This is a genomic window from Streptomyces sp. Q2, from assembly GCF_056820935.1.
Window position 1 is genome coordinate 29,080 of sequence record NZ_JBXEJE010000015.1, and the last position, 20,601, is coordinate 49,680.

Annotated in this window: 17 protein-coding genes; 12 read left to right on the forward strand and 5 right to left on the reverse strand. The window is 70.7% G+C overall.

Annotation, left to right across the window (positions count from 1 at the left end; genetic code table 11):
- Positions 1 to 46: 46 nt before the first annotated feature.
- The gene (locus tag ACWBNA_RS17890; RefSeq protein ID WP_482705346.1) at positions 47 to 595 is read right to left on the reverse strand and encodes a VOC family protein; all 549 of its coding nucleotides are present in this window, start codon (positions 593 to 595) and stop codon (positions 47 to 49) included.
- A gap of 247 nt (positions 596 to 842) precedes the next feature.
- Here ACWBNA_RS17890 and ACWBNA_RS17895 point away from each other — a divergent pair, with 247 nt between their 5' ends.
- The 8 genes from ACWBNA_RS17895 (at position 843) to ACWBNA_RS17930 (ending at position 12,140) form a co-directional block, all read left to right on the forward strand.
- Positions 843 to 2,111, forward strand: coding sequence for an aromatic ring-hydroxylating oxygenase subunit alpha (locus ACWBNA_RS17895; RefSeq protein ID WP_482705347.1), 1,269 nt, complete (start codon positions 843 to 845; stop codon positions 2,109 to 2,111).
- A 29-nt stretch (positions 2,112 to 2,140) separates the two neighbouring features.
- Positions 2,141 to 2,932, forward strand: a complete 792-nt coding sequence (locus ACWBNA_RS17900; protein ID WP_482705348.1) for an SDR family NAD(P)-dependent oxidoreductase — start codon at positions 2,141 to 2,143, stop codon at positions 2,930 to 2,932.
- A gap of 32 nt (positions 2,933 to 2,964) precedes the next feature.
- On the forward strand, positions 2,965 to 4,701 hold the full coding sequence (locus tag ACWBNA_RS17905; protein WP_482705349.1) for a PEP-utilizing enzyme: 1,737 nt from the start codon (positions 2,965 to 2,967) through the stop codon (positions 4,699 to 4,701).
- 74 nt (positions 4,702 to 4,775) lie between these two features.
- Positions 4,776 to 5,114, forward strand: coding sequence for a putative quinol monooxygenase (locus ACWBNA_RS17910; RefSeq protein ID WP_482705350.1), 339 nt, complete (start codon positions 4,776 to 4,778; stop codon positions 5,112 to 5,114).
- A gap of 147 nt (positions 5,115 to 5,261) precedes the next feature.
- Positions 5,262 to 8,198 carry a SpoIIE family protein phosphatase gene (locus tag ACWBNA_RS17915; protein WP_482705351.1) on the forward strand — a complete coding sequence of 979 codons (2,937 nt, stop codon included), beginning with the start codon at positions 5,262 to 5,264 and terminating at the stop codon, positions 8,196 to 8,198.
- Positions 8,199 to 8,256: 58 nt separating this feature from the next.
- A complete protein-coding gene (locus ACWBNA_RS17920; protein WP_482705352.1) occupies positions 8,257 to 9,816 on the forward strand; it encodes a sugar ABC transporter ATP-binding protein in 1,560 nt (519 codons plus the stop codon).
- On the forward strand, positions 9,813 to 10,913 hold the full coding sequence (locus ACWBNA_RS17925; protein ID WP_482705353.1) for an ABC transporter permease: 1,101 nt from the start codon (positions 9,813 to 9,815) through the stop codon (positions 10,911 to 10,913). The genes ACWBNA_RS17920 and ACWBNA_RS17925 overlap by 4 nt, the downstream gene beginning before the upstream one ends.
- A gap of 78 nt (positions 10,914 to 10,991) precedes the next feature.
- Complete coding sequence (locus tag ACWBNA_RS17930; RefSeq protein ID WP_482705354.1) at positions 10,992 to 12,140, forward strand: substrate-binding domain-containing protein; 1,149 nt, start codon at positions 10,992 to 10,994, stop codon at positions 12,138 to 12,140.
- Between the two features lie 54 nt (positions 12,141 to 12,194).
- Here the strand turns inward: ACWBNA_RS17930 and ACWBNA_RS17935 are convergent, their stop codons facing one another.
- The 4 genes from ACWBNA_RS17935 to ACWBNA_RS17950 are packed head-to-tail and all read right to left on the reverse strand — an operon-like array spanning position 12,195 to position 15,203.
- On the reverse strand, positions 12,195 to 13,253 hold the full coding sequence (locus ACWBNA_RS17935; RefSeq protein WP_482705355.1) for an NADP-dependent oxidoreductase: 1,059 nt from the start codon (positions 13,251 to 13,253) through the stop codon (positions 12,195 to 12,197).
- A gap of 4 nt (positions 13,254 to 13,257) precedes the next feature.
- Entirely contained in the window at positions 13,258 to 13,476 is a 219-nt protein-coding gene (locus ACWBNA_RS17940; protein ID WP_482705356.1) for a transposase, read from the reverse strand.
- A gap of 3 nt (positions 13,477 to 13,479) precedes the next feature.
- Entirely contained in the window at positions 13,480 to 13,800 is a 321-nt protein-coding gene (locus tag ACWBNA_RS17945) for a 2Fe-2S iron-sulfur cluster-binding protein (protein WP_482705357.1), read from the reverse strand.
- On the reverse strand, positions 13,797 to 15,203 hold the full coding sequence (locus tag ACWBNA_RS17950) for an aromatic ring-hydroxylating oxygenase subunit alpha (protein ID WP_482705358.1): 1,407 nt from the start codon (positions 15,201 to 15,203) through the stop codon (positions 13,797 to 13,799). The genes ACWBNA_RS17945 and ACWBNA_RS17950 overlap by 4 nt, the downstream gene beginning before the upstream one ends.
- A gap of 434 nt (positions 15,204 to 15,637) precedes the next feature.
- Between ACWBNA_RS17950 and ACWBNA_RS17955 the strand changes: the two genes are divergently transcribed.
- From ACWBNA_RS17955 to ACWBNA_RS17970, 4 genes are all read left to right on the forward strand, one after another.
- Positions 15,638 to 16,780, forward strand: coding sequence for a substrate-binding domain-containing protein (locus ACWBNA_RS17955; RefSeq protein WP_482705359.1), 1,143 nt, complete (start codon positions 15,638 to 15,640; stop codon positions 16,778 to 16,780).
- A gap of 63 nt (positions 16,781 to 16,843) precedes the next feature.
- Positions 16,844 to 18,409 (forward strand): sugar ABC transporter ATP-binding protein, encoded by a 1,566-nt coding sequence (locus ACWBNA_RS17960; protein WP_482705360.1) that lies wholly within the window; start codon positions 16,844 to 16,846, stop codon positions 18,407 to 18,409.
- A gap of 1 nt (position 18,410) precedes the next feature.
- Positions 18,411 to 19,529 (forward strand): ABC transporter permease, encoded by a 1,119-nt coding sequence (locus tag ACWBNA_RS17965; RefSeq protein WP_482705361.1) that lies wholly within the window; start codon positions 18,411 to 18,413, stop codon positions 19,527 to 19,529.
- A 1-nt stretch (position 19,530) separates the two neighbouring features.
- Complete coding sequence (locus ACWBNA_RS17970) at positions 19,531 to 20,574, forward strand: NAD(P)-dependent alcohol dehydrogenase (RefSeq protein ID WP_482705362.1); 1,044 nt, start codon at positions 19,531 to 19,533, stop codon at positions 20,572 to 20,574.
- Positions 20,575 to 20,601: the final 27 nt, after the last annotated feature.

Here is a 20,601-nt window from a genome sequence, read left to right on the forward strand (position 1 = left end):
AATCGGACTTTGTTGTGCCGGTCTACAGTAACCAGCTTCGGGCACCTTACTGAAGAGGTTCTCTAATTACTATGGGCTGGACTCGACCGGCCTCCTGGTCGCCGCCGCGCCGGTCCACCAGCTCGACGACATTGCCCTCCGGATCCGCCCAGAAGCTGATCCGCCGGTCCCGCGCCACCACGACGACCGGGGACGACAGCGGCCGGGCACCGGCGGACGGCAGTGCGGCGAGGACCGGCGCGATGTCGTCGAAATGGAAGGTGACATAGGACAAGCCGCAGCGTGCGGCCAGCGGTACGACCGACGGCGCCGCAACCGCACCCACACCCCGATCCGGATCCACCCGAGGTCCTATCAGCTTGATCCGGCCCCCCGACGGCACCTGAAGCCAGACGACCAGCAGGGGCCCGCCCAGTCCCGCCGGGCCGCCGATCGCCAGCGGGATGTGCGAACGGTGCACCGGGAAGCAGCCGAGCACCTCGCCATAGAAGCGCTCCATCATCTCCAGGTCGCGCACCACGACACCGACCTCGAAGGGCTGGGTCATCACCGCCCCCAGGGGCGCCCGGTCCGGACCGGCCATCTCGTCGGGCACTGGATCCCTCATTCCGCCGAGTCGCCATCCGCCCCCGCCCGCCAGCTGGAGCCGATCCCTAGAAAGATCGAGTTGAGCCGGGGTTACCCTCGCCAGAGAAAGCCGACATGACCTGCGGAATGCCGCACGGCCCACTTCGGCACTTTCTATTGACACACAACACTAACTCCTGTTGTTGTGGCGGTCGCAGCGGAGCTGTAGCACCAGAACCCTTCACCAGCTCGCGGCTGGGAGGATTGAGGACACCGTGGTCCAGATCAATTCACCGGAGACCCGGGCGGCAGGCGACGAGCGTCCCTTGCCGCCCCCCGCCCCGGAATACCACTCATGGATCGGCCAGGACCGCTCCACCGACGCCGCAGGCGTGGCGATGCGGCAGGATGCGGCCGACCTCGCCGAGCGGGTCGTCGAGCACTACCGCAACAACACGACTCATGAGGCCGAGGAGCAGTGGACGGAACCCGTCGACAACTACCTCGACGTCGACCGCTGGCTGCGGGAGATGGACGCCGTCCACCGGAGCGTTCCGCTCCCCCTCGCCATGTCGTGCGAGCTTCCCGGCCCCGGCACCTACAAGGCTCTGGACGTCCTCGGCGTCCCGATCCTGATCACCCGGGACCGCAAGGGCGTCGTCCACGCGATGATCAACGCCTGCCGGCACCGTGGCGCCGAGCTCGTGGAGCCGGGCTGCGGCGTGGCGAAGCGGATCACCTGCCCCTACCACGCCTGGTCGTACGACCTGTCGGGCGAGCTGCGCGGCGTGTACGCCGAGAAGACCTTCGGCGACGTACCGCGCGAGAAGCGCAGCCTGGTGACGCTTCCCGCGGGTGAGCGCGCCGGCATCGTCTTCGTATCGCTCGATCCTTCCGCCGAGCACGACCTGGACGCCTGGCTGGGCGATCTGCAGCCGCTCCTGGAGGGGCTCCGCTTCGCGGACTGCCACCACTACGCTACCCGGGAACTGACCAGCCCGAACTGGAAGGTCACGCTCGACGGGTACCTGGAGACCTACCACTTCGCCTCGCTGCACACGAAGACGGTCTTCGAGACGAACTTCTCCAACATGATGGCCCACGACACCTGGGGCCCTCACCAGCGCCTCGCGGCGGCCCTGCGGCCCATCGCCGACATGGTGGACCTGCCGCCGGACAAGCGCGACCCGGGCGACGTGGTCGGAGCCATCTACTGGCTCTTCCCCGGCCTGGCCATCGCCGGCACCTGGCGCAACAAGATCGCCGTCTCCATCGTGATCCCCCGTACGGCCACCGAATCGGTGACCCAGCAGATCATCCTGCTGCGCGAGCCGGCCGTCACCGAGGAGGAGCGCCACGCCGCCGACCAGTTCGGCGAATGGTTCTACGAGGTGGTCCGCGACGAGGACTACGCGACCACCTACGGAGTACAGCGAGGGCTGAAGGCCCTCGCAGGGACCGACTTCGTCTTCGGACGCAACGAACCCGGACTCCAGCACTTCCACCGCACCATCCACCGCCTCCTGGACGAAGCGTCCAGATGACGAACCCTCAGAAACCGCAGGAGAACAGCATGGTGGCTACGGGCAGCCTCGACGGACGTGTCGCGGTGATCACGGGCAGCACGCGCAGTATCGGCCGCGCCATCGCCGAGGCATTCCTGGCCGACGGGGCGACGGTCGTGCTCAGCGGACGATCCGAGATCAAGGGCAAGCAGGCGCTGGAGGAACTCCAGGCCGGTGACAAGGCCGTCTTCCACACCTGTGACTCGAGCCGCCAGGCTGACATCGAGGCACTGGTCGACTGGACGGTCGAGCGATTCGGCCGACTGGACATCCTGGTCAACAACGTCGGCGGCACCGAGGGGTTCGCCCCGGTCCACGAGCTGAGCGACGAGGCGTGGCACAAGGCCCTCGACCTCAACCTCAACGCCTACTTCTACGGCACCCGCCGTGCGCTGAAGCCCATGCTGGAGGGCGGCTGGGGCCGGGTCATCAACATCTCCTCGGTCGAGGGCAAGCAGGCCAACAAGCCCGCGATCAGCCACTACATCACCAACAAGCACGCCATCCACGGTCTGACGAAGGCGACCGCCTTCGAGTACGGAACCATGGGCATCACCTGCAACGCGATCTGCCCCGGCGCCGTCGACACCGACCTGATGCGCGCCGCCGGTCCGGCCGCGGCCGAGGCCGAGGGCATCTCGTACGAGGAGTGGCTGGGCCGGTTCGCCGAGCACGCCGCCACCAAGAAGATCACCACCGTGGAACAGATCGCGGGTCTCGCCTCGCTGCTCGCGAGCGACGCCGGCGCGGGCATCACGGGCACGCTGATCAGCGTCGACGGCGGAACGGCGCAGTGGTGAGCGCCGGAACGGACGACGGGAGCCCCGTCGCCATGAAGCACTGGATCACCGACTGGCAGCGCAGCGAGCGGCTGCCCCACTACACCCGGGCCAACGCGGGCGAGACCCTGCCGGATCCGGCCAGCCCGCTGGGCTGGACGCTGGTCTGGGGGCGCGGCCTGCAGGGCTGGAGCCGCGGCTTCGTCGAGTTCGGCGTCTACCGAGGGGACGAGATCGCGGGCCCTTGCCCTCCGTTCGCCGGAATCTTCGGCGGTTACTTCTACCTCAACCTGTCGCATCTGCGGCTGTTCGGCATCCGCATGGGGCAGACCGCCGACCAGATCGACGCCGCCTTCGTGGGCCAGCGCTCCGACACCCCGCTGTACGTGCCGCACCCTGACGACCAGGACGCGGAACTGACGGCCAAGGCCACAGCGACGCTGCAGGGGATGCTCGGCCAGACCGGGTACCCGGAGGGCGACGCCGACCATGAGCGGCTGCGCCGGATCCGGCGCGAGCGACCCGATCTGACGCTCCTGTCCGACGCCGAGTTGGTGGAGTACGCCCGCTCGCTGCTGGACGAGGTGGAGACGACCTTCCAACGGCATGTCGAGTCCTCGCTGCCCGCTTCCGTCGGACCGGCGATCCTCGGCCCGCTGTGCGCGAGCATCGACCGTCCCGGCGCGATGCTCGACCTCATCGGCGGGCTGGGCGACGTGGACTCCGCCTCACCGTCGACCGGCCTGTGGACGCTGTCGCGCCAGGTGGCGGCCTCGGTGGAGCTGACGGCTCTGTTCGACCGGGGCCCGGCCGCGGTGGAACAGGCCCTCGAAGGGGCGACGGGAGACGTCAAGGCGTTCCGGGACTCCTTCGACGAGTTCCTGACCGAGTCCGGCGACCGCGGCCCCAACGAGTGGGACATCCACGCGCTGTCCTGGGAGACGGCGCCGGTCCAGGCGCTGGCTCTGGTCGACCGTATCCGGCACAGCTCCGACGACGACTCCCCGGCGGCGCGTCACCGCAGGCTGACGAAGCGCCGCGAACAGCTCGCGGCGGAGATCCGTGCGGCCCTCCCCGAGGACGTACAGCCGATGTTCGACGCCGGAATGCACGCCTCCCAGGTGTGGATCCCGGCACGCGAGCGGACCAAGGCGAACTGTGTGACCGTCATCAACGAAATCCGCATGGCGATAAGGGAGTTGGGCGGCCGCGGGGTCGAGGCGGGGCTCTTCGCCGAACCCGAGGACGTCATGATGCTGCTCGAGACCGAGCTCGACGACTATGTCGCCCACCCGGGCAGCTTCGGCCCTGTCATCGCCCAGCGGCTTCAGGAGTACGCACGCCTGCGCGAGCTGGAACCGCCGTTCTTCATCGCCCAGGACGCGCAGACCGAGATCGACGGCTGGCCGCGGCGCAGCGACGAGGGCCTCGCGACCGCCACCGCCGGGGATGTCCTGACGGGCGTCGGCGGCAGCCAGGGCACCTACACCGGCAGGGTGCGAGTGATCTCCGACCCGGCCTCGTGCGAGGCGCTGGAGCCGGGCGAGGTCCTGGTGGCGCCGATCACGGACGCCGCCTGGACCCCGCTGTTCCTGGTCGCCGGAGCGGCCGTCGTGGATGTGGGCGCGCTCAACAGCCACGCCGTCGTGGTCTGCCGCGAGCTCGGCATTCCGGCCGTCATCTCCGTCGAAGGCGGTACGCAGCGACTGCGGGACGGCATGGTGATCACGGTCGACGGCACCAAGGGCACGGTCACCGTGGACAGCGTCCCGGCGGCACTCGCCATCTGAACGGCCCGCGGGCCCGTCGTTCCTTCCTGACAGAGGGCGACGGGCCCACGGGCACGACCGTGGAAAGGACCACCGTGGCAGAGGAAGACGCAGCGGACGTCGCGGCGGAGATCATCGTCGCCGGCTGGATGGACTACGAGCCCGCGGATCGCGACACGATGCTCGGGCACCTCGTCGAGGTCGGCAAGCGCACCCGCGAGGAGGAGCCCGGCTGTCTGGACTACGCCATGGCCGCGGACCCCTGCGACGAACGCCGGATCCGGGTCTACGAGCGCTGGGTGTCCCAGCAGGCTCTGGACGAGCACTTCACCACGGCGCACATCAAGGACTTCCGCGCGGCGACCTCCGGGCTGACCCGGGTGGGGGTCCGCCTGGAGCTTTTCAGCGTCGCGGCGGCGCGGTCCATGCGGTAGGCACTCCTATGGTATTTTTTTCCTGAATTTGGCGGAACAAGCTCACCCCTGGACAAAGTTCTAATATCTACATGAGAGTGGGCGGCTTCTCGAACGGTGAGCGACCGGGCGGCAGCCGACGACGGTCCGATGAGGGAAGTGATCCGCATGGGGTTTGTGGGGGATTCCATCGGTCCCTCACGTGCCCGTGAGCGGTTTCTGGAAGGCGGCCTGGTCGAGGGAGGCGTGCGGGACCTGATCCTGAGTTCCTGGCAGCGCTCCGTGCTGCTCGGGCTCTCGCCGGACCAGGTCGAGCTCCCCTACCGCGAGGACGTCGATCTGGACAGCCGGCTCGTGCACGCGGCCAGGCCGGTGCTCGACTGGCTGCAGTCCAGGTTCGCGGGCCGCCGCATGAACGTGGCTCTGGCCGACGCCACGGGGACGGTGCTGCAGCGGCGCTTCGGCATGGCGTCCATGGCCCGGCAACTCGCCCCCATCCAGAGCGTGCCGGGGTTCGTGTTCGCCGAGGAGGTCGCCGGCACCAACGGCATCGGCATCGCGCTCGCGGAACGACGGCTGTGCCAGGTCTACGGCGCCGAGCACTTCGCGGAGCGCTCACAGTCCAACGCCTGTTCGGCGATCCCCGTGCGTGACCTGCTCAGCGGAGGTGTCGAGGGCATCCTCTCCCTCGGATGTCCGCGTACCGACGTGGATCCCGCGATGGACACCGTGATACGCGAGGCGGCAGGCGCCATCGAACGGCGCCTCCTGGCGGAGAACTCGGCGCGAGAGCGCGGACTGCTGAGCGCGTATCTCGACGCCAGGCGCCGGGTGCGGGCCGACGCGACGGGCGGGAACGGGCACCTGATCCCGGTGGACGAGCTGGTCCACAGCGGGCTCAGCCGACGTGATCAGAGGATCCTCACGGAGAAGGCCGCCGAGCTGATCGCCTCGGCCCAGCGGGCCGGCGTCGAGGTGTCCCTCTCCAACGGCCGCCGGGTCATCCTGCTGAGCCGTGTCGTGACGAGCGCCTCCGGTGTGGAAGGCGTCGCCGTCGAGGCGGTTCTCACCGACGACTCAGCGGAACCACGGCCCGCCGTACTCACGCACCCGGGTGCGCAGCTCGGCCCCACGGCACAGGAGGCCGTCGTACCTGCCGTCCTGCCGACCGGACGCCCTGCCCACCCAAGGCCCTCCCGGACCCTCCACGTAGAGACCGGGACGCGGGCGGGGTCCACGCCCGCCCACACGGCCGAGCCGGTCACCGAGCCAGGCACCGAGCCGGCCACCGCGCCGGCCGGCATCGACGGCGGCTCCTTCGGCACGGCCGACGGACGGCTGGTGCTGCTGGGCGAGCCGGGAGTGGGCATGCACGCCGTCGCGGCACGGCGGCGCCTGGAGCTGCTGTCCGAGGCCAGCGCCCGCATCGGCACCACGCTGGACGTGCCCCGCACCGCCCGCGAACTCGCCGAGATGGCCGTGCCACGGCTGGCCGACTTCGTCACCATCGACCTGCCCGAGGCGGTACTGAAAGGCGAGGAGTCCGCCGATCCCCGCACCGACCTGCACCGCCGGGTGATCCACGGCATCCGCGAAGACGGCCCCTTCCAGGCACTCGGCGAGCGGATCCACCTGCGTCCCGCCACTCCCCAGCTCCGCTGCCTGGCCGAGGGACAGGCCGTGCTGGAACCCGACCTGAGGGTCACCGCCGGCCGGTTCTCCCAGGGCCCCGAGCACACCGGAAGCCTTCTCGCGTACGGCCTGCGCTCCCTCATCAGCGCCCCGCTGCTCGCCCGCGGCGTCGTCCTGGGCATCGTCAGCTTCTACCGCACGCGAGAGCGCGCCCCCTTCGGGGACGACGACCGTTCGCTGGCCCAGGAACTCGCCACCCGGGCCGCCGTCTGCATCGACAACGCCCGCCGCTACACCCGCGAACACAGCATGGTCCTGGCCCTGCAGCGCAGCCTGCTTCCGCAGCGCCTGCCCGAGCAGGACGCCGTGGAGGTCGCCCATCGCTATCTGCCCGCCGAGTCCGGAGTGGGCGGCGACTGGTTCGACGTCATCCCCCTCTCCGGCACCCGCGTCGCCCTTGTCGTCGGCGACGTCGTCGGCCACGGCCTGCACGCCGCCGTCACCATGGGCCGGCTGCGCATCGCCGCCCGCAACTTCGCGGAACTGGACCTGGCGCCCGACGAGGTCCTCACCCAGCTCGACAACCTCGTCGCCCGCCTGGACCGGGACGAAGGCGGCGAGGACCCGGGCACCGACGGCACCGGCATCATCGGCGCCACCTGCCTGTACGCCATCTACGACCCCACCTCGCAGCTGTGCACCCTGGCACGCGCCGGCCACCCCCCACCGGCGCTGGTCCATCCCGACGGCACGGTGACCTTTCCCGACCTGCCCGCCGGACCACCCCTCGGACTGGGCGGCCTGCCCTTCGAGACCGCCGAGATCCACGTTCCCGAAGGCAGCCGGCTCGTCCTCTACACCGACGGACTCATCGAGGACCGCCACCGCGACATCGACACGGCCCTGGACCAACTGCGTGAGGCCCTCGCCGGGTCGGGCCCCTCGCCCGAGGACACCTGCCAGGCGGTGGTGGACGCCGTGGTGCCCGCCCATCCCGCCGACGACATCGCGCTGCTCGTCGCCCGTACCGAGACCATGGACCCCGACCGGATCGCCACCTGGGACCTCCCCGCCGACCCGGCTCGTGTCTCGGGCATGCGCGCCGACGTCACCCGCCGGCTCACCGACTGGGGGCTCGACGAGGCCGTCTTCTCCGCCGAGCTGCTGCTCAGTGAGCTGGTCACCAACGCCATCCGGCACGCCGGCGGCCCCCTGCAGGTACGCGTGATCCACGGCCGCGCCCTCATCTTCGAGGTCTCGGACACCAGCAGCACCGCCCCCCGGCTACGTCACGCGGCCTCCACCGACGAGGGCGGCCGCGGCCTGTTCCTCGTCGCCCAGCTCGCTCAGGCCTGGGGCACCCGCTACACCGACGGCGGCAAGGTGATCTGGGCCGAGTGCGCTCTGGATGTCCCTACGGGAATGCCGACCGTCGCCGGGATAGATTGGGACGATATTCCCGACATCGAATAGGTGAGCCGATCCGGTGCAGTCGGGAAGCAACTCGCAAGCCGATCCCCGGAGAGAGTCTGTGCACGACGCTCCCGACGCCTCGACAAGCCGATCCGTGGGCCGCGGTCAGGACCCTCTGGTCCGGATCCGGGGTCTCGGCAAGCGGTTCGGCGGCACTCGCGCGCTGGCCGAGGTCGACCTCGACGTCCGGCGCGGTGCCGTCCTCGCCCTTCTGGGTCCCAACGGCGCCGGGAAGTCCACCCTCATCAAGGTGCTCGCCGGTGTCCATCGCGCCGACGAGGGCGAGGTGACGGTGGCCGGCCACCCGCTCGGCACGGCCGCGGCCACCCGGCAGATGGCCTTCATCCACCAGGATCTCGGTCTCGTCGAGTGGATGACGGTCGCCGAGAACATCGCACTGGGCACCGGCTACCCGCGCCGCCGCGGACTGATCTCCTGGCGGACGGCGCAACAGCGCTGCGTGCAGGCCATGGAGATCGTCGCCGGTCATCTCGCGCCCGACGCCCGCATCGCCGACCTGACCCGCGCCGAGCGTTCACTGGTCGCCATCGCGCGGGCGCTGTCGACCCGTGCGGAACTCGTCGTGCTGGACGAGCCGACCGCCAGTCTCCCCGCGGCCGACTGCGCCCGCCTCTTCGACGTCCTGCGCCGGCTGTGCGACCGCGATCACGGCATCATCTACGTCAGCCACAGGCTCGACGAGGTGTACCAGGTCGCCGACTCGTTCGCCGTCCTGCGCGACGGCCGGATCATCAGCCAGGGCCGCCTCGCCGGTCACAGCCCCGCTCGCCTGGTGCGGGACATCGTGGGCCACGACCCGGCTCGCCGGCCACCCGCCGCCGTTCCCGCCCCCGATGCCGAGGCCCCAGCCGTCCTGCGCCTGGACGGCGTACGGACCGAGCACGCGGGCCCGGTCGACCTCCGACTGCGCCCGGGCGAGATCCTCGGCATGGTGGGCCTCATCGGCGCCGGACACATGGACCTGGGCAGAGCGCTGGCCGGGGCCCGGCCCCTCCTGGGCGGGCGCGTGCTGCTGGACGGGCGGCCCTACCGTCCGCGTACGGTCGCCGCCGCCGTCGGAGCCGGTGTCGGCTTCGTGACCAGCAACCGGCTGGAGGAGGGGTGCGCCGCCGAACTGACCGTACGGGAGAACCTGCTGGCCAACCCCCGCGCCGACGGCAGGCCGGGGCCGCGCTGGATCAGCCCCCGGCGCGAGCGCGCCAAGGCCACCGCCCTCGTGGAACGCCTCCGGGTGCACCCCCACGACAGCGAGGTACCGATCGCCGTCCTGTCCGGCGGCAACCAGCAGAAGGTCATGCTCGGCCGGTGGCTCTCCATGAAGCGCCGGCTGCTGATCCTCGAGGAGCCGACGGCCGGCGTGGACGTGGGCGCCAAGGCGGAGATCCACCGGCTGCTGGACGACGAACTGGCCGCCGGGCTCGCCGTCCTGCTCATCTCCACCGATTTCGAGGAGGTCGCGCACGTGTGCCACCGCGCCCTGGTGTTCGTCCGCGGGACCGTGGCGGCCGAGCTGACCGGCGAGGCCCTCACCGTCACCCGGCTCACCCACACCGCGTCGGCCGTACCGCCCCTCACCGGAACGGAGACGGACGGATGAACGGGGAACCCCCGGGCGAGGGGACGACCCGACCGACGTCGCCGCCTTCCCCGCCGCGACCGCGGCCGAGCCGCCCCCGCGGGCACTTCATCGGCGCGTACGGACTGCTCGCCCTCGCCGTCCTGCTCTTCCTCGTCTTCTCCCTGACCCTGCCCGACACCTTCCCCACGCTCGACAACATCTCCTCGATCCTCTCCAACCAGTCGGTGCCCGCGCTCCTCGCGCTCGGCGCGATGGTCCCCATCGTCACGGGCAGGTTCGACCTGTCCATCGGCTACGGTCTCGGCCTGGCGCACGTCATGGTGCTCCAGCTGATCGTCAGCAACGGCTGGCCCTGGCCGCTCGCCTGCGCGGTGGTGATCCTGGGTGGGGCGGTCGTCGGCGTCCTCAACGGCGTGGTCGTCGAGTTCGCCCGGATCGACTCCTTCATCGCCACCCTCGGCACCGGCAGCGTCCTGTACGCCGTCACCGGCTGGATCACCGGCGGCACCCGCATCGTCTCCGGGCCGGACGGACTGCCGCCCGCCTTCACCGACCTCTACGACTCCACGTTCCTCGGCCTGCCGGTACCCGCGTTCTACGTCCTGGGGCTGGTCCTCGTGCTCTGGCTGCTGCTGGAGCGCCTGCCGCTGGGCCGCTACTTCTACGTCATCGGTTCCAACCCCCGCGCGGCCGACCTGGTCGGCATCCCCACCCGCCGCTACAGCGTCTACGCCTTCGCCCTGTCCGGTCTGATCGTCGGCTTCGCCGGTGTCCTGCTCGCCGCGCAGCAGCAGATCGGCAACCCCAGCGTCGGCCTGGACTACCTCCTCCCGGCCTTCGTCGGGGCCCTGCTCGGCTCCACCGCGATCAGGCCCGGTCGCCCCAACGCCCTGGGCACCCTCGTGGCGGTCGCCATCCTCGCCATCGGGCTGGCCGGCATCGGCCAGCTCGGCGCCGAGTTCTGGGTCACCCCGCTGTTCAACGGCGCCACCCTGCTGCTCGCCGTCGGCTTCGCCGGCTACTCCGCCCGCCGTCGGCTGCGCTCCGGCGACACCGCGAGCCGTCGTGGCGGCAAGGTGGCGGGCACCTCCCAGGAGGCCCAGGACGTTCCGTAGCCCGTGGCCCGCTCGGTGTCCGTCCCCCTGACCTGCGAAGGCGTCCGCCCGTCGTCCTCACCACAGCAAGGAGCACCCGTGATCTCGTACCGCAGGACCGGCCCGGCCCTCGCGGCCCTGACCGCGGTCGTCGTCGCCGTCGTCGGGTGTGAGCGAGGCTCGTCCACCGATACGGCGGACCCCACCGAGGCGGCCACGGAGGCGGGCTGCCCGTCGGCCCTGGCCGAGGCGAGATCCGCTGTCCGGCAGGCCGAGAAGGCAGACGTCTCCTGGAGCGGTCCCACCACCGGACCCGCTGCCTTGCCGGGCAAGACGATCGTCTACGTCGCGCAGACCATGACCAACCCGGGAGTCGCGGGCGTCGCGAACGGTCTGCGCGAGGCCGGCAAGGTGATCGGCTGGAAGGTCAGGGTCATCGACGGGCAGGGCACACCGGCCGGTATCCAGGCGGCCCTGAGCCAGGCCGTCGGCGTGAAACCCTCCGGCATCGTCCTCGGCGGCTTCGATCCCAACGCGACGTCGGCCCAGGTCGCGCGGGCCGACGCGGCGGGCATCCCGCTCGTCGGCTGGCACGCGGTCGGCTCCCCCGGACCGAGCAGGCAACCCAAGCTCTTCACCAACGTCACGACCCAGGTCGAGGCCGTGGCGCAGATCAGCGCCGACTGGATCATCGCGCACTCCAACGGCCGGGCGGGGGTCGTCGTCTTCACCGACGCCTCGATCCCCTTCGCCAGGAACAAGTCCCAGCTGATCGAGAAACAGCTGGCCACCTGCGCCGACGTGCGTCTGCTGGCGTCCGAGAACATCCCCATCCCGGACGCGAGCAGCCGCACCCCCCAGGAGGTCTCCTCGCTCCTCTCCCGCTTCGGCAGCAGGTGGACGTACTCCGTGGCCATCAACGACCTGTACTTCGCCGACGCGGCGCCCGCCCTGCGCGAGGCGGGGCGGAAGGGCTCCGGTCCCCCGTTCAACATCGGCGCCGGTGACGGCGACCCGTCGGCCTTCCAGCGCATCAACAGCGGGCAGTTCCAGGCCGCCACCGTCCCGGAGCCTCTCGCCGAACAGGGCTGGCAGATCGTCGACGAGTTCAACCGGGCCTTCGCCGGGGAGCCCGCCAGCGGATACGTCGCCCCGGTCCACATCTCCACGGCCGCCAACAGCAGCGGAGCGACGACCTGGGACCCACCCGGCTACCGCGAGGCGTACCGGAAGATCTGGGGCAGGTGAGAGCCGTCGGTCACGCGTCGTGCGTGACCGGACCCGGCCTCCCCCCGTCGTCTTCTACACGGCCCGCGCCGAGAAGCGGCTGTACGGATCCTCGGCCAGCCGGACCAGCATCTTGCCGACGTTGCCACCGTCCAGCAGGGACAGCAGGGCCTGGGCCGCGTTGTCCAGGCCGTCCGTCACCGTCTCGCGGGCGGTGATACGGCCCGAGCGGAGCCAGTCGGCGACGCGGCTTTCGAACTCCGGCCGCAGGTCCTCGTGGTCGCGGACGATGAAGCCGCGCAGGGTGAGCCGTTTGAGGACCGCCTGGATCAGCTGGTTGATGTCGGTGGACCGCCGCTCGCCGCCGAACTGCGACATCATGCCGCACAGGGCGACACGGCCACCCGTCCGCAACGCGTGCAGGGCGGCGGCGAGTTGCTCGCCGCCGACGTTGTCGAAGTAGACGTCGACGCCGTCGGGCGCCAGTCGGACCAGGGCGTCGCGCACCGGCTCGGCGCGGTAGTCGGCGGCGGCGTCGTAGCCGAACTCCTTCACCAGCAGGGCGCACTTGTCCGGCCCTCCGGCGGTTCCGACGACGCGCTCCGCACCCAGCAGCCGGGCGAACTGTCCGGCGGCGGTGCCCACGGCCCCGGCCGCCGCCGACACGAAGACGGTGTCACCGGGTCGCACCTCGGCGATCCGCGCGAGCCCGACGTAGGCGGTGAAGCCGGTCTGTCCGAGCAGACCCAACCAGGTGGGCAACGGGGCGAGTTGCGGGTCGATGCGGCCCGCGGCGTCGGTGTCGGCCGGGTCGAGCACGGCCCGCTCCCGCCAGCCGAGCTGGTGGCGTACGAAGGTGCCCGGCGGCACGGAGGGGCAGCGGCTCTCCTCCACGACGCCGAGGGCCCGCCCGTCCAGCGGCGATCCGGGCGTGAAGTTGTGCGTGTAGTGCTTCTCGGTGCTCTCCAGCCGCCCGCGCATCGACGGGTCGACACTCATGTAGAGGTTGCGGACGAGCAACTGCCCCTCGTTCAGGGGCGGAAGCGGGCGCTCCTCGACGGCGAAGTCACCGGGTACCGGCTCGCCCTGCGGGCGGCGGACCAGGCAGACGACCCGGGTGGTGCGGGGTGCCACCGGTTCACTCCGCCGACGGCTGGGCGCCGCGCCGCTGGGCGAGACGGCCCACCCAGCCGGCCATCTGGAGGTCGGCGTGGCGCAGTTCACCGGACTGCCAGCGGGCCTGGAAGTCGAAGATTCCCTGGGCCCCGGTCCTGGGGTCGGTCACCTCCACGAGCCCGTCCTCGGTGAGCCGGTACACCTGCCCGGTCAGCGGATGGGTCACTTGCTTGGCGCTCACGGCTCACTCCTGCGGTCTGCGGCGTACGCCGCGTTTGGTGACGGTCACCGGGCCCTCGACCCGGAGCCGGCAGGCGAGCCGGATCAGGCCGTCCACCGGTCTGCGCAGGGCCTCGATGCCCTCGCGCTCCAGCGGGCCCACGGGAGAACAGTTCTCGGCGCCTTCCTCGACCTGCACGAAGCAGGTACGGCAGGTGGCCTTGCCCCCACAGACGGTGGGCCAGCGGTAGCCGAGCCGCTGGGCGGCGCTGAACAGGTCTTCGCCGTCGCGCACCTCCAGCTCGACACCGGAGGGCCTCACCGCGACCCGGTGGGTGACGGTCACTTGTCCATCCACTGGTCGAGTGTCTGGTTGAAGTGGCGGATGCGGCTCTCCTGGTAGTTGGCCAGGGTGATGCCCGGCTTGCGCAGGGTCTTCAGCCCTTGCTGGACGTAGGGCAGGTTCTCGCAGTCCTGGTCGAAGACCGGCCCGAGGACGCCCAGTTCGGGGATGTCCGCGAAGAGCATCTCCTCCGGCACCCAGCGGATCTTGACCGGGGGCGGCATCTCGCCGGCCTGCTTCGGCGCCGACATGAAGATGATCTCGGCGGTGCAGGAGTCGGGGTCGAGGCCGTTCGGCTTGAACCGGTAGATGATGTTGGACTTGGCGCCGCCCCAGGGGTTGAAGTTGGGGAACAGCAGGTAGTTGATGGCGTCCAGCAGCTCGGTGTCGGCGGTCTTCGAGAAGTCCTGCCGCGAGGTGGCCGCCAGCTGGGCGCGCATCCGCTCGGCGAGGATCTGGCGGGCGGTGCCGCCGGGCGGGATCGCGGGCATCTCGTCGCCCTCCTGGATCACCAGGTCCCGGCCCTGGGCGGCCGCGTAGAAGGCGCGGGAGTCGTAGAACGTCTCCAGCACGTCCTCCTCCGTGACCGAGTCGGCCACGTGCGGACTGGGGGCGCCCTGGATGTTGATCATTCGGTTCCAGTGGGGCTGGTCCGCCATGACGTCGTACTGGGAGTTGGCGTCGGCGAGCCACGGCAGCATCTGCGGGTGGGTCGCGATCACGTGGAAGGACTCGATGAACGCGTCCTGGGCGATCTTCCAGTTGCAGGGCAGCACCTTGGCGATGTGCAGCGACTTGTAGCGGTCCTGCAGCGGCCAGATGTAGTAGTCGTCGAAGGTGCCGCGGTAGCTGTCGAAGGACTCCGCGTACGGGTCCATGTTGATGAAGACGAAGCCGCGCCAGGTCGCCACCTTGGCCTCGGGGAGGGCGAACTTCTCCGGGGTGACATGGGGGAAGTCCCAGGCGCAGGGCGGCGTCTGCATGGTGCCGTCGAGGTTCCAGGCGAAGCCGTGGAACGGGCAGCGGAACTCCCCGACGTTGCCGCCGCCGGTGCGCAGTTTGCGGCCGCGGTGCAGGCAGGCGTTGACGTAGGCGCGGATCTCGTCCGACGCCGTGCGCACGATGATCAGTGAGTCGTCGCCGATCTCGTAGACCTCGTGGTCGCCTACCTCGGGGATCTCGCTCTCCAGGCAGGCGAACTGCCACACGCGGCGCCATACCTGCCGCATCTCGCGTTCGGCCCATTCGCGGGAGGTGAAGCGGGTGGTGTCGATGTCCTCGTCGCCGATGTAGTCGTTGTTGACGTACCTCAGCGCGGGAGGAACCGGTCGGCTGTCACGGTCGAGGTAGTCCTGGACGCTGGGTCCGGGACACCGCGCCGTGCCCAACTCCGACGTTTCGTCCATCTTCTCTCCTCAGCCAGAAACTTTAGAGTGAGTGTAGTTATTGGTCACGGCTCGGAGCAATACTCGCGACTCCGCCAGGACCCCGCAGACCCCCATTCGCAGGGGATCGACATGGCACCTCGCCAATTTGTTACGACTGCCCCCTCCCCAAGCCCGACAGCGCGTGCCACACTCCGTCGCACCCGAGGCTGTAGAGCCTCACAAGTTTCTATCCGGCCTGGGGCAATGTCCGCCCCGTCTCGGCCACAGCGCCGCCCGCTGCCTCGGCGGCCCGCGTCGTACCCCACGACGGCGATCCCACAGCCCGCTCGATCACCTGAGCGTGCCGTCCCGGCATGGGCGGCACAGAATCCGCCTGCACACAGCCGGCCACCGCGGTCGCGAGAGCGACGCGGGCCGCACACACAGGCGCCACACCACGGGAGTACTCAACGATGAGTTCCAGACCCGGACGCGCGGTCCGTCGCGCGCTCACCGCGATCGTCTCCGTCACCGCCCTGTTCGCCCTGGCGGCGTGCGGCGGCACCGACACGACTCCGGCCGCCGACTCCGCCAAAGCGGCCTCAGACTCCCCCGGCCTGACCGCGGCCCGGGCAGCCCTGGCGAAGTACTCCAAGCGCCCGGAAAAGATCCCCGTCACCGTGCCGGTGGGCAAGCCGATCCCCACCGGTAAGAAGATCGACTTCATCCTGTGCGGCGTGCAGTCCTGCAGTGACCTGGCCCAGTTCTTCACCGCCGCGGCCAATCAGCTCGGCTGGAAGGTCGAGCTGATCCCGACCCAGGGCACGCCGGAGTCCGTCCAGGCGGCCTACGAGCACGCGCTGCGCGACAAGCCGGACGCCGTCGTCGCCTCCGGATTCCCGCGCGCGGTGTACGCGAAGCAGTTGGCGAAGCTGAAGGCAGCCGGTATCCCGGTCATCCAGTCGAACGCCGACGACGTGGTGGGCGACGGCATCGAGCTGCTGAAGAACGGGCCGAAGGACGTCGCCGTCCAGGGCGAGATGCTCGCCTCGTGGGTGGTGTCCGACAGCGGCGCCGAGGCCAACACGGTCTACTTCGACCTGCCCGTCTACACCATCCTCAAGCCGGTCAAGGACACGTTCGCCGCCCAGTACAAGAAGTGGTGCGAGGGCTGCGCGCTCGACACCGTCGACGTGCCGATCACGGCGATCGGCAAGGACATGCCCGACCGCGTGGTGTCGTACGTCCGCTCGCACCCGAAGGTGACCCACATCGTCTTCTCGCTGGGCCTGCTCAACGTGGGCGTCCCGACCGCGCTGAAGACGGCCGGCGTGACCGGCAAGCACATCGCCGTGAATGTCGGTGACGCGCAGAACTACCAGTACATCGAGAGCGGCCTCAGCCAGGGCGCGATGGCACTGAACTCGCACGAGACCGCCTGGCTGCAGGTCGACGCGCTGGCCCGCCACTTCACCGGCCAGTCCATGGAGGTGGACCAGAAGGCGGTGCTGCCCAACATGCTGATCACCAAGGACAACCTCGTGGCCACTCTCGAGGACTTCCCGCTCGTCGAGGACTACCAGGCGCAGTTCAAGGCGCTCTGGGGCCTGAACTGACCGACCCGGCCCCCGCCGTCGGCCCTGTGCCGGCGGCGGCGCCATTCGACGAAGGGAGCAGCGGTGCACGCTGACACGTCACAGGAGACCGCGCGGGGGTCGGCCGGTACCGATGAGAGCGACCGACCCGTGCTGCGGGTGTCCGGGCTGTCGAAGCGATTCGGCGGAACCCAGGCGCTCGAGGACGTCGACCTGGAGATCGCGCCCGGCGAGATCCACGCGCTGATCGGGCCCAACGGCTCCGGCAAGTCCACCCTCATCAAGATCCTCGCCGGTTACCACCACGCCGAGCCCGGAGCGGTCGCCGAACTCGACGGCGAGCCGTTCGGCCTGGGCCAGGTCACCGGCTCCCGCCACGACCGGCTCCGCTTCGTCCACCAGGAGCTGGGCCTGGTGGGCGAGCTGAGCGCCACCGACAATCTCGCCCTCAGCCGCGGCTTCGCCCGCACGGCCCTCGGCAACATCCGCTGGTCGGAGATGGAGCGCCGGACGAGCGCGCTGGTCGAACGCTTCGGTCTCGGCATCGACGTACGCCGTCCCCTGTCGAGCGCCACCCCCGTCCAACGCGCGGTGGTGGCCATCGCGGCGGCCCTGCAGGGCTGGGAGGGCCGCCGCGGCGTCCTGGTCCTGGACGAGCCGACCGCCGTGCTGCCGCCCGGCGAGGTGGCCCGGCTCTTCGACATCGTGCGGGAGATCCGCGACACCGGGGCCAGCGTCCTGTACGTCTCGCACCGGATGGACGAGATCTTCGCGCTGGCCGACCGGGTCACCGTGATCCGCGGCGGACGCCGGATCGCCACCCGCCGGGTCGCCGAACTCACTCCCCGCTCGCTGGCGGAGCTGATGGCGGGCGAGGACATGGAGACCACCTACCGGCCGCGGCTGCCCTCCGCTTCCCACGAGTCCGTCCTGCAGGTCCGCGACCTGTGGGCGGGCCCCTTGCGCGGCATCGGATTCAGCCTGGCCGAGGGGGAACGGCTGGGCATCACCGGCCTGGTCGGCTCCGGCCACGAAGTCGTGCCGTACGCGGTGTGCGGGGCGTACACCGGTCCGGTGCGCGGCAAGGTGCGGCTGCCTGAGCGCGCCCAGCGGTGGATCGGCGCCAAGGACGCCGGTGGGCTGGGCATCCCGCTGGTCCCCGCGGACCGGGCGGGCGAGGGCGTCATCGGCGACTTCTCCGTCGGGGAGAACCTCACCCTCCCGCTGCTCGACCGGCTCCGCGCCCGGGCCGGACGACTGCACCGGCGCCGCGAGTCCTCGCTCGCCGACGAATGGATCCGGCGGGTGGGGGTGCGCACGGCGGGGCCCGGGGCCCGGATCACCACGCTGAGCGGCGGCAACCAGCAGAAGGTCGTCATGGCCCGCTGCCTGGCCCAGCAGCCACCGGTGCTCGTGCTGTGCGAACCCACGGCGGGCGTCGACATCGCCACCCGCCTCCAGCTCTACGACTTGATCGAACGTCAGGCCGACGCCGGCATGGGCGTCATCGTGTCCTCGTCCGACACGGAAGACCTGCTCGCGCTGTGCACCCGCGTCCTGGTGATACGGGACGGCCGGATCGTACGGGAGATCAGCGGCCGGGACATCACCGAGCCCGCACTGGTCCACGCCATGGAAGGAACCGAGTGACATGACATCCACCCCGACCCGGGCCGCTGAGTTCCGGCCCACGGGACCGGACGTCCCCGCGGTGTCCGCCGCGGGGGGACCGGGCGCACTGGGCCGGCGGGCGGTGGCCGCCCTGTCCTTCCGCAACATCGGCGCCGTCTACGTGTGGCTGCTGATCGCGGTGCTCTTCTCCGTATGGGCGCCGGACACGTTCCCGACCGTCACCACGGTCAAGCAGGTCCTCAACGGCAATGCCGTGGCCGGGCTGGTGGCGCTCAGCGTCGTCCTTCCGCTGGCCGCGCGCGTCTTCGACCTGTCGGTCGCCTTCACGATGTCCCTCACCAGCGTGCTGACCGCGTACTTCATGGTCTCCACCGGTCTCGGCGCCGGCACCGCGATCGCCCTGGCGATGGCCGCCGCCCTGGTGGTCGGGCTCATCAACGGGACCGTGGTGGTGCTGCTGCGGGTCGACTCGTTCATCGCGACCCTGGCCACCGGCGCACTGATCCAGTCCCTGATCACCATGGTCACCAACGACAGCTCCATCACCGGTGTGAAGCTGCTGGCCAAGCCGTTCGCGAACATCGCCCAGCTCGACGCGGGCGGCATCACGCTGCCGGTGCTGTACCTGCTCCTCGCCGCGACGGCCATCTGGTTCCTGCTGGAACACACCGCCACCGGACGCCGCCTGTACGCGACCGGCTTCAACGCGGACGCGGCACGCCTGCAAGGGGTCCGCACCGACCGGCTGCGCTTTTTGACCCTGGTGGCGTCCGCACTGCTCTCCGGACTCGCCGGAGTCGTCTTCGCGTCCTCCGTGGGATCCGGATCGCCGACCGCGGGCACGCCGTACCTGCTGTCGGCCTACGCGGCGGCCTTCGTCGGTGCGACCCAGCTGCGTGCGGGCCGCTTCAACGCCTGGGGCACCGTGATCGCGGTGCTCCTGCTCGGCACCGGCATCACGGGGCTCGGGCTCGCCACCAGCGCACAGTGGGCCGCCAGCCTGTTCACCGGCTCCGTCCTGATCGTCGCGCTCGTTCTCACGGGCGGACGGATCGCGCTGCCGGCCGTGCTGCGCCGTCGCAAGCCAGGTGGCATCGCCGAGGCTTCCGAGGTGCCCGTCCCGAACCAGGAGGCCTGACATGAAGGCCATTCAGTACCGCGCTGTGGGCAGCGCCCCCGAGGTCGTCGAGGTTCCGGTGCCCGAACCGGGCCCGGGTCAGGTGCTGCTGAAAGTGACGGCCGCCGGGCTGTGCCACTCGGACCTGGCGGTCATGAGCTGGCCCGAGGAGCAGTTCCCGTATCCGTTGCCGATGACGCTCGGTCACGAGGGTGTCGGCACCGTCGCCGCCCTGGGCAGCGGGGCCACCGGGGTGGCCGAGGGCGACGAGGTGGCGGTCTACGGCCCGTGGGGCTGTGGCCGCTGCCGCACGTGCGCCGAGGGCAGGGAGAACTGCTGCCCGCACGCCGCCGGGCTCGGCATCATGCCGCCCGGCCTCGGCTCTCCGGGCGCACTCGCGGAGTACATGGTGGTGGACTCGCCGCGCCATCTGGTGCCCCTGAACGGACTGGACCCGGTACAGGCCGCCCCGCTCACCGACGCCGGCCTGACGCCGTATCACGCGATCCGCGCGTCCCTGCCCAAGCTCGTGCCGGGCAGTACGGCGGTGGTGATCGGCGTCGGCGGCCTGGGCCATCTCGCCGTACAGCTGTTGCGCGCCCTCACCCCCGCCCGCGTGGTCGCCCTCGACGTGAGCAAGGAGAAGCTGGAACTCGCGCACTACGTCGGGGCCCACGAGACGCTGCTCTCCGACGGGGAGGCGGCGGCTCGGGTGCGGGAGCTGACCGGGGGCGTCGGGGCCGAGGTGGTGCTGGACTTCGTCGGGGCCGAGGCGACACTCGCGGTGGCCGCCGCGTCGGTGGCGGTGGCGGGTGATGTCACCGTCGTCGGCATCGGGGGAGGCACGCTCGCGGTCGGCTTCGGCGGCGGGCTGCCGTTCGAGGTGTCCGCCTCCGCGCCCTACTGGGGCAGCCGGGGTGAGCTCATCGACGTGGTCGAACTCGCGCGGCAGGGGCTCGTCTCCTCCCACGTCGAGACCTTCTCGATGGAGGACGCCCCGCTGGCGTACGAGCGGCTGCACGCGGGGGAGATCAAGGGGCGGGCGGTAGTGCTGCCGCACGGGTGAACGGGGGCGCGGCGGTGGTTTCTTCGC